The 12,992-nt window shown below is 63.1% G+C and carries 15 protein-coding genes; 10 read left to right on the top strand and 5 right to left on the bottom strand.

What is annotated here, in order from left to right:
- Positions 1–31: 31 nt before the first annotated feature.
- The 7 genes from CKW40_RS10075 to CKW40_RS10045 all read left to right on the top strand — a co-directional run bounded on the left by CKW40_RS10075 (position 32) and on the right by CKW40_RS10045 (position 6,709).
- Positions 32–334, top strand: coding sequence for a virulence factor (locus tag CKW40_RS10075; RefSeq protein WP_095199797.1), 303 nt, complete (start codon positions 32–34; stop codon positions 332–334).
- Positions 327–923 carry a methylenetetrahydrofolate reductase C-terminal domain-containing protein gene (locus CKW40_RS10070; protein WP_095199796.1) on the top strand — a complete coding sequence of 199 codons (597 nt, stop codon included), beginning with the start codon at positions 327–329 and terminating at the stop codon, positions 921–923. The genes CKW40_RS10075 and CKW40_RS10070 overlap by 8 nt, the downstream gene beginning before the upstream one ends.
- Positions 920–2,011 (top strand): methylenetetrahydrofolate reductase, encoded by a 1,092-nt coding sequence (locus tag CKW40_RS10065; protein WP_095199795.1) that lies wholly within the window; start codon positions 920–922, stop codon positions 2,009–2,011. The genes CKW40_RS10070 and CKW40_RS10065 overlap by 4 nt, the downstream gene beginning before the upstream one ends.
- 78 nt (positions 2,012–2,089) lie before the next feature.
- Positions 2,090–3,064, top strand: a complete 975-nt coding sequence (locus CKW40_RS10060) for a methyltetrahydrofolate cobalamin methyltransferase (protein WP_095199794.1) — start codon at positions 2,090–2,092, stop codon at positions 3,062–3,064.
- Positions 3,015–5,144 carry an ASKHA domain-containing protein gene (locus CKW40_RS10055; RefSeq protein ID WP_095199793.1) on the top strand — a complete coding sequence of 710 codons (2,130 nt, stop codon included), beginning with the start codon at positions 3,015–3,017 and terminating at the stop codon, positions 5,142–5,144. Before CKW40_RS10060 ends, CKW40_RS10055 begins: the two co-directional genes overlap by 50 nt.
- 190 nt (positions 5,145–5,334) lie before the next feature.
- Complete coding sequence (locus CKW40_RS44575) at positions 5,335–5,520, top strand: hypothetical protein (RefSeq protein WP_244571149.1); 186 nt, start codon at positions 5,335–5,337, stop codon at positions 5,518–5,520.
- A gap of 235 nt (positions 5,521–5,755) precedes the next feature.
- Complete coding sequence (locus CKW40_RS10045) at positions 5,756–6,709, top strand: alpha/beta hydrolase (RefSeq protein WP_095199792.1); 954 nt, start codon at positions 5,756–5,758, stop codon at positions 6,707–6,709.
- 33 nt (positions 6,710–6,742) lie between these two features.
- On the opposite strand, the gene CKW40_RS10040 is transcribed toward CKW40_RS10045, so the two are convergent.
- On the bottom strand, positions 6,743–7,642 hold the full coding sequence (locus tag CKW40_RS10040) for a LysR substrate-binding domain-containing protein (protein WP_010910020.1): 900 nt from the start codon (positions 7,640–7,642) through the stop codon (positions 6,743–6,745).
- A gap of 232 nt (positions 7,643–7,874) precedes the next feature.
- On the opposite strand from CKW40_RS10040, the gene CKW40_RS10035 reads away from it, so the two are divergent.
- The 3 genes from CKW40_RS10035 (at position 7,875) to CKW40_RS10025 (ending at position 9,863) form a co-directional block, all read left to right on the top strand.
- Positions 7,875–8,060 carry a hypothetical protein gene (locus CKW40_RS10035; protein WP_095199791.1) on the top strand — a complete coding sequence of 62 codons (186 nt, stop codon included), beginning with the start codon at positions 7,875–7,877 and terminating at the stop codon, positions 8,058–8,060.
- 361 nt (positions 8,061–8,421) lie between these two features.
- Entirely contained in the window at positions 8,422–8,556 is a 135-nt protein-coding gene (locus CKW40_RS45340) for a hypothetical protein (RefSeq protein WP_013894968.1), read from the top strand.
- Positions 8,557–8,924: 368 nt separating this feature from the next.
- On the top strand, positions 8,925–9,863 hold the full coding sequence (locus tag CKW40_RS10025) for a GlxA family transcriptional regulator (protein ID WP_348647147.1): 939 nt from the start codon (positions 8,925–8,927) through the stop codon (positions 9,861–9,863).
- 7 nt (positions 9,864–9,870) lie between these two features.
- Here the strand turns inward: CKW40_RS10025 and CKW40_RS10020 are convergent, their stop codons facing one another.
- The 4 genes from CKW40_RS10020 to CKW40_RS10005 form a co-directional block, all read right to left on the bottom strand.
- Positions 9,871–10,668, bottom strand: a complete 798-nt coding sequence (locus tag CKW40_RS10020; RefSeq protein WP_095200253.1) for an ABC transporter ATP-binding protein — start codon at positions 10,666–10,668, stop codon at positions 9,871–9,873.
- Positions 10,665–11,438, bottom strand: a complete 774-nt coding sequence (locus CKW40_RS10015) for an ABC transporter permease (protein ID WP_095199789.1) — start codon at positions 11,436–11,438, stop codon at positions 10,665–10,667. Before CKW40_RS10015 ends, CKW40_RS10020 begins: the two co-directional genes overlap by 4 nt.
- A 90-nt stretch (positions 11,439–11,528) precedes the next feature.
- Positions 11,529–12,479, bottom strand: a complete 951-nt coding sequence (locus CKW40_RS10010; RefSeq protein ID WP_095199788.1) for an ABC transporter substrate-binding protein — start codon at positions 12,477–12,479, stop codon at positions 11,529–11,531.
- Positions 12,480–12,618: 139 nt separating this feature from the next.
- A complete protein-coding gene (locus tag CKW40_RS10005) occupies positions 12,619–12,960 on the bottom strand; it encodes a peptidase inhibitor family I36 protein (protein ID WP_095199787.1) in 342 nt (113 codons plus the stop codon).
- Positions 12,961–12,992 lie beyond the last annotated feature (32 nt).

Raw genomic sequence — 12,992 nt, 5'->3', positions numbered from 1 at the left:
CAATGCTCGATACTTCGAGGAGCGAGAATTCATGGCCGATCTTATCGTCGTCTACTGGCGCGACATCCCTGCCCAGGTCATCGTCAAGAAGGGCCGGCAGAACGCCAAGCGCGAACTGCCGCTGCGCTTCACCGAGGCCATTGACATGTGCGCCATGCGCACTGGCGCCGGCGGCACCGACGACTATCTGGCCGAATGGCGCAAGGCGGATCCGGTTCCGGTCGGCGACGACCTCGAAGCCGAGGTTGAAAAGGCTTTTCAGGACCTCGACGCGAAATATGACCGCGAGCGGCTGGTCGCTCTGGTCAAGGCAGGCGGCAAAGAAAATGTCTGAGACAAATCCGGCGGTTACCCAGGCCACCCTGGTCAAGAAGGCAGCGCCGAAATCCGACTACAAGCCGGCCGACGTGTCGCCGCAGCGGCGCGTGCAGCGCTCCTTCGCGGTGAGATTGTGGTCGATCCGGCATTCGCGCCTGCTCGAATGGTTCTATTCCCGTTTCGCCGACATGTTTCTGCTCCTCCACCCTCTGTGGAGGGGCATCGGCTACGGTCGCGTTGAGGCCCCGATCAAATTCGTCGAAAAGCGCGTCAAGGGTTTCATGTTCGATTGCCGCATGTGCGGCCAGTGCATCCTGTCTTCGACCGGCATGTCATGCCCAATGAACTGCCCCAAGCAGCTGCGCAACGGTCCCTGCGGCGGCGTGCGCGCCAACGGCAATTGCGAGGTCGAGCCCGACATGCCTTGCGTCTGGGTCAAGGCCTGGGAAGGCTCGCAGAACATGGTCAACTCGGACAAGATCCTGGCCGTGCAGAAGCCGGTCGACCAGTCGCTGCGCGAAACCTCGGCCTGGCTGCGGGTCACCGCGCAGGCGGCCGCCGCCCGTGAAGCCGCGGCCGCGCCGAAGACCGGAGCCGCCGCATGACCGCCCGTCAGCGCGACGAGAACCCCGCCGGCATTCACCTGCCGCTCGATCCCCTGCCCGGTCACTCGTCCCGCGGCCGGCTGGAGCGCGTGCTGCGGCGTGGCGAGTTCGCGGTGACGACCGAGCTCAACCCGCCCGACAGCGCCGATCCGGAAGACGTCTACAACCGAGCGAAAATCTTCGACGGCTGGGTCGACGCCATCAACGCCGTCGACGCGTCCGGCGCCAACTGCCACATGTCCTCGGTCGGCATCTGTGCGCTGCTGACCCGCATGGGCTATGCCCCGATCATGCAGATCGCCTGCCGCGACAAGAACCGCATCGCCATCCAGGGCGACGTGCTGGGCGGCGCAGCGATGGGTGTCGCCAACATGCTGTGCCTGACCGGCGACGGCGTGCAGGCCGGCGACCAGCCCGGCGCCAAGCCGGTGTTTGACCTCGATTCCATGTCGCTGCTCGAAACCGTCCGGATCATGCGCGACAATGGCAAGTTCTTGTCCGGTCGCAAGCTGACGACGCCGCCGCAGGTCTTCCTGGGTGCTGCCGTCAACCCGTTCGCGCCGCCCTTCGATTTCCGCCCGATCCACCTCGGCAAGAAGATCGCCGCCGGCGCGCAGTTCGTGCAGACGCAGTATTGTTTCGACGTGCCGATGTTCAGGACCTTCATGCAGAAGGCGCGCGATCTCGGCCACACCGAAAAAGTGTTTGTCCTGTGCGGCGTCGGGCCGCTCGCTTCGGCCAAGACCGCCAAGTGGATCCGCTCCAACGTGCCGGGCATCCACATTCCGGATGCCATCATCAAGCGGCTGGAGGGCGCCCAGGACCAGAAGAAGGAAGGCAAGCAGCTCTGCATCGACATCATCAACGAGGTGAAGGAAATCCCCGGCATCTCGGGCATCCATGTGATGGCCTACCGCCAGGAGGAATATGTCGCCGAGATCGTCGATGAATCGGGCGTGCTCAAGGGCCGCCAGCCCTGGAAGCGCGAGATCCGTCGCGACGATCAGATGGTTGCCGACCGGCTCGATCACATACTGCACGACGAGATTACCGAAACGCAGGTGGACATGGTAAAGACCGCGCACTAAGCGCGGCCGATCACCAGACCCTGGAACGAAACCAGAGACGATATAAAGAAGCACTTTATATCAAGGCGGAGAGACTTCATGACCCGGACCATCGTCGCCTCGGCGACACGAGAGATCATTATCGGCTTCGACCAGCCCTTCTGCGTGATCGGCGAGCGCATCAACCCGACCGGCCGCAAGAAGCTCGCCGCCGAGATGGTCGCCGGCAATTTCGAGACCGTCATCAAGGACGCTCTGGAGCAGGCCGCCTGCGGCGCCACCATGCTCGACGTCAATGCCGGTGTCACCGCGGTCGACCCCAATGCGACCGAGCCGGCGCTGCTGGTGCAGACGCTGGAGATCGTCCAGGGTCTCGTCGACCTGCCGCTGTCGATCGACAGCTCGGTCACCGCCGCGATCGAGGCAGCACTCAAGGTCGCCAAGGGCCGCCCGCTGGTCAACTCCGTCACCGGCGAGGAAGAGAAGCTCGAAGCGATCTTGCCGCTGATCAAGAAGTACAACGTGCCGGTCGTCGCCATCTCCAATGACGAGACCGGCATTTCGATGGATCCCGACGTGCGCTTCGCCGTCGCCAAGAAGATCGTCCAGCGCTGCGCCGATTTCGGCATTCCCGCACATGACGTCGTCGTCGACCCGCTGGTCATGCCGATCGGCGCGCTCGGCGATGCCGGCCGCCAGGTGTTCGCGCTGCTGCGTAGGCTGCGCGAGGAGCTCAAGGTGAACACCACTTGCGGTCTGTCGAACATCTCCTTCGGTCTGCCGCATCGCCACGGCATCAACGCCGCCTTCATCCCGATGGTGATCGGTGCCGGCATGACCTCGGCGATCATGAACCCGGTGCGGCCGCAGGAAATGGAAGCCGTGCGCGGCGCCAACGTGCTCAACGGCACCGACGAGAACTGCACCAACTGGATCAGGACCTACAAGGACTACAAGCCGGCCGAAGGCGGCCATGCGGTCGCGGCGCCAACGGCGGTCAACGCCCCTGGCGAAGGCGCCGGCAATGGCGGTCGCCGCCGCGGCGGCCGTGAAGCCCGGATGGGTCGGGGATAAGCGCGCAATCGTGAATTCACCTGCCAACATCACCGATCCACTCGTGCTGTTCATGCCGTCGGGCAAGCGCGGGCGGTTTCCTGTCGGCACACCGGTGCTCGATGCCGCGCGCCAGCTCGGCGTCTATGTCGAGAGCGTCTGCGGCGGCCGTGCCACCTGCGGGCGTTGTCAGATCGAGGTGCAGGAAGGCAATTTCGCCAAGCACAAGATCGTCTCTTCCAACGACCACATTTCGCCCAAAGGCCCCAAGGAGGAGCGCTACGAGCGCGTGCGCGGCCTGCCTGAACGGCGCCGCCTCTCCTGCTCGGCGCAGATCCTCGGCGACCTCGTCATCGACGTGCCGCAGGATACGGTCATCAATGCGCAGACCATCCGCAAGGATGCCGACACCAGGGTGATCGCCCGCGATACGGCGATCCGCATGTGCTATGTCGAGATCGAAGAGCCCGACATGCACAAGCCGCTCGGCGATCTCGACCGGCTGAAGATCGCGCTGATGAAAGACTGGGGCTTCAAAAACCTCGAATTCGACTTCTACCTGCTGCCGCAGGTGCAGGGCATATTGCGCAAGGGCAACTGGACCGCCACCGCCGCCATCCACAAGGATGCCGACAGCGACATCGCGCGCGTCATCGCACTGTGGCCGGGCCTCAAGAACGAGGCCTATGGGCTGGCCTGCGACATCGGCTCGACCACAATCGCCATGCATCTGGTGTCGCTGCTGTCGGGCCGCGTCGCCGCCTCCTCCGGCACCTCGAACCCGCAGATCCGCTTCGGCGAAGATCTGATGAGCCGCGTCTCCTATGTGATGATGAACCCGGATGGCCGCGAAGGCATGACGGTCGCGGTGCGCGAGGCGATTTCCAGCCTCGTCGACAAGGTCTGCGCGGAAGGCAATGTCCAGCGCAACGACATCCTGGATTCCGTCTTCGTCGGCAATCCGATCATGCACCATCTGTTCCTCGGCATCGATCCGACCGAACTCGGCGGCGCGCCCTTCGCGCTCGCCGTCTCGGGCGCGGTGCGCATCAAGGCCTCCGATATCGGCCTCAAGCTCAACCAGGGCGCGCGCCTCTACATGCTGCCTTGCATCGCCGGCCATGTCGGCGCCGACGCGGCGGCGGTGACGCTGTCGGAAGGCCCGCATCGCCAGGACGAGATGATGCTGATCGTCGACGTCGGCACCAATGCCGAGATCGTGCTTGGCAATCGCACGCGTGTCGTCGCCGCCTCCTCGCCCACCGGCCCGGCCTTCGAGGGCGCCGAAATCTCCGGCGGCCAGCGCGCCGCGCCCGGCGCCATCGAGCGCGTGCGCATCGACCCCGACACGCTGGAGCCCAAATATCGCGTGATCGGTTCGGAACTTTGGTCCGACGAGCCCGGCTTCGTGGAAAGCGTGCAGGCGACCGGCGTCACCGGCATCTGCGGCTCCGGCATCATCGAGATCGTCGCCGAGATGTATCTCGCCGGCATCATCTCGGAGGATGGCGTCGTCGACGGCTCACTGGCCGCGCGCTCGCCGCGGGTCACCGCCAACGGCCGCACCTTCTCCTATGTGCTGAAGGAAGGCGAGCCGAAGATCACCATCACCCAGACCGACGTGCGCGCCATCCAGCTCGCCAAGGCAGCACTCTATGCCGGCACCAAGCTTTTGATGGAAAAGCAGAACACCGAGCATGTCGACCGCATCCACTTCGCCGGCGCCTTCGGCTCCTTCATTGATCCGAAATACGCCATGGTGCTGGGCCTGATCCCGGATTGCGACCTCGACAAGGTTTCCGCCGTCGGCAACGCCGCGGGTGCTGGTGCCCGCATGGCGCTGCTCAACCGCGGCTATCGCCGCGAGATCGAGGAGACGGTCAGCCAGATCGAGAAGATCGAAACCGCGCTGGAACCGAAATTTCAGGAGCATTTCGTCTACGCCATGGCGCTGCCCAACAAGGTCGACCCGTTCCCGAAACTGTCGGCAGCAGTGAAACTGCCGCCGCGCAAGACGGTCAGCGAGGACGGTGTCGCCGGCGACGCCGCCCCGCGCCGGCGCTCGCGCGAAGGCCACGCGGCAAGGCGCAGCCGGGAATAGAAGCAACCTTCACAGGTCGCCTCGAAATCCCAAACTCATTTGCATGCAAATGTTTCCGGATCGAACCGATCCGGAAACCAAAACGCTGTTTTCGCGAAATCCACCCGATACATGGCAGGCGCATTTACCCGGCATCGAACGGCGGCCGAAGATAATCCTCGGCTCCCGCTGTTCTTCAAGGGAGATGAAAATGTCGATGTTTGGAAATCTCGGTCGCTTCGGTGTGACCATCAGGCAGACCCATGCCAGGAACAAGGCGATCCGCGCGCTGAACAGCCTGCCGGCGCATGTCCAGAAGGATATTGGCTGGCCGGCGTCGCCGCCTGCCGACCCGCAGGCCGCGCTCATTTCGCTGCTTCTGGGGACGGCGCGCTGATGACCTTCGCCGACAAATGCAAATTGCTCGACAGGCGCCGGGGGTCTCGCACATCCCCGGCGGCAACCAGCAACCGGCTGCGCGCGGCACTTTTGCCGCGCCGCTGACTGCGGCGGCGTGCATCACGCCGCCGTGTGGACCACTGCGTAAATCTTGACATTTTCGGCCAAGGTACGATCTTCGGAAATAGTGGAGGTTTCTCTTAGTCGGCTCTTGCCGAAGTTCGTGTATCCGCATGCCAAGTCTGAAAAGCCACTTCGTGTCCTTCGTGCTCAGGTACAGCCGCAAAAAGGCCTTTTCCAGCCCGGAAAACCTGCAGCGCTGGATCGCGGCCGCGCGCAAGACCGAGGACCATCACCCCCCGGTCTCACTGCAGCAGCGTTTCGACATCCAGACGCGCACCGTCGACGGCTTTCCGGTTTATGAGATCGCTCCGAGGGCCGGCGAGCAGAGGCGGATTCTCTACCTGCATGGCGGCGCCTATGTCTTTGAGATCACGCCCTATCATTGGCATCTGATCGCCGAGATGGCCGACCGGCTGGGCTACGGCATCACCGTGCCGATCTATCCGATCGCCCCGGAACACGATTTCCACGCCATGTTCGGCATGGTCGGCGAAGTCTATCGCCAGATGCTCGACGAGACAGAGGCGCAAGACATCATCTTCATGGGTGATTCCGCCGGTGGCAACATGGCGGTGGTGCTGACCATGATGGCCGCGGAAGAAGGCTTGCCCCTGCCCTCCCGCCACGTGCTGATCTCACCCGGCCTCGACATGTCGCTTTCCAACCCCGAGCTGTTCGAGGCCGAGCGCAACGACCCCTGGCTCGGTATTCCCGGCGGCCTCGAAGCGATCCGGATGTACAGCGCCGGCATCGACCGCAGCGACTGGCACATCAGCCCGATCTATGGCGACCTGTCGGTGCTGCCGAAAACGCTGCTTTTGACCGGCTCGCACGATCTCTTGACGCCCGACAATCTGATCTTCGCGCAAAAGGCGCGGGACGCCGGTGTCGAGATTGATGTCATCCACGAGGAAGGCATGTTCCACGCCTGGCCATTGATCGACATGCCGGAATCGCGGCGCGCGCGCCAGCACATCGCGGCGTTTCTCAGCGAGAAGCGCTCGCCGGTCAGGCCAGATAGGAAAGCAAGGTTCGAAGCGCCCTCCGCCGAGGCGGCGGAGTAGCGCCTCTGCTTTCGGTCCGATCCTGTTGACGGATCAGAACTTGCCGGTTTCCCGGAACACTTCGAAGGTCGCGCGGATATGGTCGGCCACCGCCTTCACCGGCGCGCTGGCGTCCGGCGCCACCACCATGGCCAGATTGTAGGTGCCGATATCGGGCATGCCGTCCTTCGGGCAGAGCTCGACCATGTCGTTGCCGAGGAAGGATCGCGGCAGCGGCGCGACGGCCAGGTCAGCCATGATCGCGGCGCGCTGGCCGGCCGTGTGCGCGCTCATGTAAGCGACGCGGTAGTTGCGGCCCTCGCGCCCCAGCGCTTCGAGCGCGCCGGCACGCCAAGCGCAGCCCTCTTCCCACAATGAAACCGGCAGCGGTTCGCGCAGATGCGCGCAGCCGCCCTTGGCGCCGGCCCAGACGATCGGCTCGGTCAAAAGCACCTCGGCGCCGAGCGCGCTGGTCTTGTAGGAGTTGGTCAGAAGCGTGATGTCGAGCGCGCGGTCGTCCATGCGCCGGCGCAGATTGCTGCTCTGGTCGATGGTGACGTCGACGGCGATCGAGGGATGCGACTGCGCGAAACGCTTCAGCACGTGCGGCAGCACGCGCTCGCCATAGTCATCCGGCGAACCGAGCCGCACCACGCCGACGATCTCGGGAATGATGAACTTTGACACCACCTCGCGGTTGATCGACAGCAGCCGCCGGGCATAGCCAAGCAGCATCTCGCCATCCGTGGTCAGCGACACCGAACGGGCGTCGCGCGCGAACACCGAGCGGCCAAGAATGTCCTCCAGCTTCTTGATCTGCATGGAGACCGCGGACGGCGTGCGGAAGACGGCATTGGCGGCGGTGGTGAAGCTACCGGTCTCGGCAATCGCCACGAAAGTGCGCAAAACGTCGAGATCAAGCAGCGGCAGTGGATGATTGAGTGGGGCGTTCATGGGAACTGACCTTCAATTTTTCTGATACAAAGCATCATTCCATTTCGTTTGATTGAACACCGAATTGGGAGGATAGTCAACTCCATCGAGGCAGGATGCTGCCACAAGCAGCCACGAAACGACCACGTCACAGACCTGCAATCGACATGAAATGGGGTTGAAACACGCCGCGTGTAAGGCCCCACGCATCAAAGGTCGGAATGTCTCCGGCCCGCCACCAAAGGAGAATGAAATGTCTATCCTGTCGTCCCTCGGTCGCATCGCGACTGAATTCAGCGCGGCCCGCGCCCGCTACCAGACCGAACGCGCCATCCGCTCCCTGCCGATCGAACTGCAGAAGGATATCGGCTGGCCTGAGGCTTCCGACACCAAGACCGGCATTCGCAACGGCGTTGGATCCTGGGCTGGAGCGAAGTAAACCGTGTGTACCAAATGCTGAAGGCCTGCCGCGCGGACCCAGCCCGGCAGGCCTTCTCTATTTTACCCAGGCCTTCCACATTTTGTTTGCATTCAAATGAGTTTGAGAGCCATGTCGCCAACGCATGGCGCATATGAGCAAGCCGCATAGCGGCTCTGATTTCGAATTAATGCCTTGTAAACAATCACAAATTTCGAGCAGACTGCCCAAATTTGTCGCATCTGGTGTCGTATTTCATATCAAGCGCTTCGCTTTTGCGATTTAGTTTCACGCAGCACAAGCCTATATGACCACCAGCAAACGAGCTGCCCCACTCCATCAAGCGAAGGCGACCCGTCTGAGCAACCGATAGGAGATGATCATGAAGCTTTTTGCCCGCCTCTTCGCCCGCCGCGAAATGAACCTGACCACCGCTCTCGAGCGTCAGCGCCTCGCCAACACCATGCCCGGCCAGACCGGTGCGATGGCTGCGGCGCGCCTCGGCTTCGTCGCCTGACCATTTTTCCGAAGCAGCGCCTCCCTGCCGCTGCTTCAAGACTGTAGCGCCGCCTGGCTCCGGCCACGGCGGCGTTTTTGTTTTGCCTTTGCACATTTCGCCTGTCGCTTGAACAGTTGATGCTGCTCCCCCGGAACATGACTGGATGTTCCCGAGAGCATTGCGGCCAGCAATTGCCCATTTGCGACCCATGTCGCAAATTTTGTCTCGCCAAGGCGGCCTAGCCAATTGACAGCCAAGGTTTTTCCTGATGTCGCTATGCTATTCGCGACATCCTGTTCGCGCCATGGCCAGATGAGGTTCCCGTGAACGCCGTCAAGCATCCGATCAAGCGATCGTTTGTGTTCTTCCTTGTTCCCGATTTCACGATGATCGCTTTTGCGACCGCACTCGACCCGCTGCGCTCCGCCAATCGCATGCTCGGCTACGAGGCCTATCGCTGGCGCCTGGCCAGCATCGACGGCAAGCCGGTGCGCGCCTCGAACGGCGTCGAATGCGCGGTGAACACCTCGCTGGAGGAAGAGCGCAAGAAGATGGCCGGGCCCGACAGGCCGAACATGGCCATCGTCTGCAGCGGCATCAATGTCGAGCGCTATCAGAACAAGTCGGCCTTCGCCTGGCTGCGCGAGGAATATAATCGCGGCGTCGCTGTCGGCGGCCTGTGCACCGGCGCGCATATCCTGGCCGCCGCCGGCCTCTTGTCCAACAAGCGCTGCGCCATCCATTGGGAAAACCTGCCGGGCTTTTCCGAGGCGTTTCCGAAGGCCAATGTCTTTGCCGACCTCTTCGAGATCGACCAGAACATCTACACCTGCGCCGGCGGCACCGCCGCGCTCGACATGATGTTGAAGCTGATCGGCGACGATTTCGACGAGAGCCTCGTCAACCGTGTCTGCGAACAGGTGCTGACCGATCGCGTGCGCAGCCCGACCGACCGCCAGCGCCTGCCGCTCCGCGCGCGCCTCGGCGTGCAGAACTCGAAAGTGCTGACCATCATCGAGCTGATGGAAGGCAATCTCTCCGAGCCGCTGTCGCTGATCGAGATCGCCGACCATGTCGACCTGTCGCGCAGGCAGATCGAGCGGCTGTTCCGCACCGAGATGGGCAGATCCCCTGCCCGCTACTATCTGGAAATCCGGCTTGACCGCGCCCGGCATCTGCTGATCCAGTCGTCGATGCCGGTGGTCGAAGTGGCTGTCGCCTGCGGCTTCGTCTCGGCCTCACATTTCTCCAAATGCTACCGCGAGCTCTACGCCCGCTCGCCGCAGCAGGAACGCGTCGACCGCAAGCAGTTGCTGGCGGCTTGATCGCCGGTCAGGTCCCGGCCGGCTGCCCCTGCGCCGTGCGCATCGCCTCGACACGGATATCTTCGGTCAGCCTAGCCTTCAGGCCTGAGAATTCCGGGCTGGTCTTCAGCGTGTAATGGCGCGGATGCGGCAGGTCGATGGCGACATCCGACTTGATGCTGCCGGGCCGCGCCGTCATCACGATGACCCGCGAGGCCATGAAGATCGCCTCCTCGATGTCGTGGGTGACGAACAGCACGGTCTTCTTGCGCCGCTCCCAGATGCCGAGCAAAAGCTCCTGCATCAGCCCGCGTGTCTGGTTGTCGAGCGCGCCGAACGGCTCATCCAGCAACAGGATCTCGGGATCGTTGGCGAGCGCCCGGGCGATCGCGGTGCGCTGCTGCATGCCGCCGGACAGCTGCTTCGGCCAATGGTTCTCGAACCCCTTCAGCCCGACGAGATCGACATAGGAAGCGACGAGCCCGTCCCGCTCTTTTTGCGCCATGCCGCGTTCGCGCAGGCCGAAGGCGACGTTCTCGGCCACCGTCAGCCACGGGAACAGCGTGTAGGACTGGAAGACCATGCCGCGATCCGGCCCCGGCCGCGTCACCGCCTTGCCGTCGAGCAGCGCGCGGCCTTCGCTCGGTGCCTCGAGACCGGCGACGATCCTCAGCAGTGTCGACTTTCCGCAACCGGACGGCCCCAGGATGGTGATGAAATCATTGGCGGCGACCGCCAGGTCGACCGGCATCAGCGCCTTGACCGGCTGCCCGCCGCGCACGCCGGCAAAGGTGCGCGAGACGCCCTCGATAAGAAGCTTGCTCACGCCAGGCTCCATGGAAAGAGCCAGCGGTTGAAGGCCTTGAAGGCAAAATCGGACAACAGCCCGATCAGTCCGATGACGATGATGCCGAAGATGATCTGTCCGGTCGCCAACCGTGACTGGCTGTTGATGATCATGTAGCCGATGCCCGACGACGAGCCGATCAGTTCGGCGACGATGACATAAGTCCAGGCCCAGCCGAGCACCAGCCGCAGCGTCTCGGCGATTTCGGGCGCGTTGGCCGGCATGATCACCCGTTTGACGATACCGTTGTTGGTCGAGCCCAGCGTAGAGGCGGCCTCGACCAGGTCGCGCCGTGTCGACCCGACCTTGACGGCGACGATCAGGATGATCTGGAACACCGAGCCGACGAAGATGACCAGCAATTTTTCCAACTCGCCGATGCCGGCCCACAGGATGAGCAGCGGAATGAAGGCCGAGGCCGGCAAATAGCGGGCGAAGGAGACAAAGGGTTCCAGGAATGCCTCCACCGGCTTCCAGGCGCCCATGGCGATGCCGATCGGCACCGCGACGACCGACGCCAGCACGAAGCCGCCGAAGACGCGCCAGATGGTGATCAGTATGTCGAGCCAGAAACGATCCTCGACCAGCAGCCGCCAGCCGTCTCGCAGCATCGACAGCGGATCGGCGAGGAAGATGCGGTTGACGTGCCCGCCAAGCGTGATCCAGGCCCAGAAGGCGACGAACAGCACGAAGAAGGAAATGCCGAGCACGGTTCGCAGGCCCGGCGAGACTGGATGCAAGGGGCGCATCTTCAAATCGTCCCCATCTTCAGATCGTCACTTGTCCAGGAGAAGACGGCGGCGCCAGGCGCCGCCGCATGATGGGCAAAGGCCGGACGGTCAGTTGGACACCGCGCTGGTGTCGGCCAGCGTGGCAACGTCGGGGGCTTCCTTGATCAGCCCCATCTGCAGCAGCAAGTCGCCGGCGGTCTTGGAAAAGTCCAGGAATTCCTTGGTGAAGAACTGCTTGTTCTCGGCCTTGTCGGCCCATTTCAGGTACTTCGCCGAATCCTCGAATTCCTTGGCCGACTGCTTCACGTCAGCGCCCATGATTTCGTAGGATTTCTGCGGGTCTTTCTTGATCAGGTCGAGCGCCTCGAAATAGCTGTCGGCAAGCGCCTTGGCCGCGTCCGGATTGGCCTTGAGGAATTCGGGTGTGCAGCCGACCGTGTCGAGAACCATCGGGTAGTCGAGCGTGGTCGCCAGTATGTGGCCCTGGTCGGCCTTGTCGCGCACCGCCGAAATGAACGGCTCATAGGTGACGGCGGCATCGTTCTGGCCGGCAAGGAAGGCCTGCGCTGCGGCGTCCGGCTCGAGATTGACGACCGTCACGTCCTTGGTCGACATGCCGTTCTTGTTCAGCACCCAGGCGAGCAGAAAATAGGGCGACGTGCCCGGCGCCGAGGAGGCGACGCTCTTGCCCTTGAGATCGGCGACCGACTTGATGTCGTTGCGCACGACAATGCCGTCGGCGCCATAGGATTTGTCGAGCTGGAAGATCTGCTTGGTGGTCACCCCGCTGGCGTTCCACACCAGCCAAGTCTCGACGGTGGTGGCGGCGCATTGCAGGTCGCCGCTGGCGATGGCGAGCGGACGGCTGGCCTGAGGCACCTTCTTCAAGGTCACGTCGAGGCCGTGCTTCTCGAAGAGGCCTGCCTGCTTGGCAAGCGTCAGCGGTGCAAAGCCGGTCCAGCCGCTGATGCCGATGGTGACCGATGTGGCGGCCATCACCGGCGCGGACAGGCTGGCGGCAAGCGTCAAAGTCGCGGCAAAAACGGCGATCCGGTTCATGTGAGTTCCCCTTTTGTTTGTCTTGAGGGAAATTGTTCACAGACGCCAATCGGCTTGTCAATCAACAGGAACGTGTTCGGCGGCACGGTCGCCGCGATTGCCTCGTCGCCGACGCTCAGCCGGGCAGAAGCCGTGCCCGTCAATAGCCGTCGCAGACGCACTCGGCGGACGAGATCTGATCGTTCCAGTCGCCTCCGAGATAGCGGGCTCTGCGGCTGATCTCAATCGAACTGCCGCCCATCCGCGTATCCTCATAGGCTATGAGCGTGCAGCCGCGGCTAACGAACACCGACGACACACGATCGTTCCAGAACTGACCGCCACGAAAACTTACCGAATCATTGGGCGCCATTTCGATGGATCGTCCGCGAAAATTCGCGTGCTCGAACATGACGCAGGCAGGCTGGTCGTTGTATTGGGCGCTGGCGCCGTCGGCAAAAAGCACGGACGCGACAGCTGTCAGGATGGCAAGGCGTTTCATCTCTTATTTCCTCGGTTTCGACCGCGGTCCCC

Origin of the sequence: Mesorhizobium carmichaelinearum (genome assembly GCF_900199455.1) — a bacterium.
In the GTDB taxonomy this organism is placed as follows: domain Bacteria; phylum Pseudomonadota; class Alphaproteobacteria; order Rhizobiales; family Rhizobiaceae; genus Mesorhizobium; species Mesorhizobium carmichaelinearum.
The sequence above is the reverse complement of the archived record's forward strand: the minus strand, read 5'-3'. Positions and strand labels throughout refer to the sequence as shown.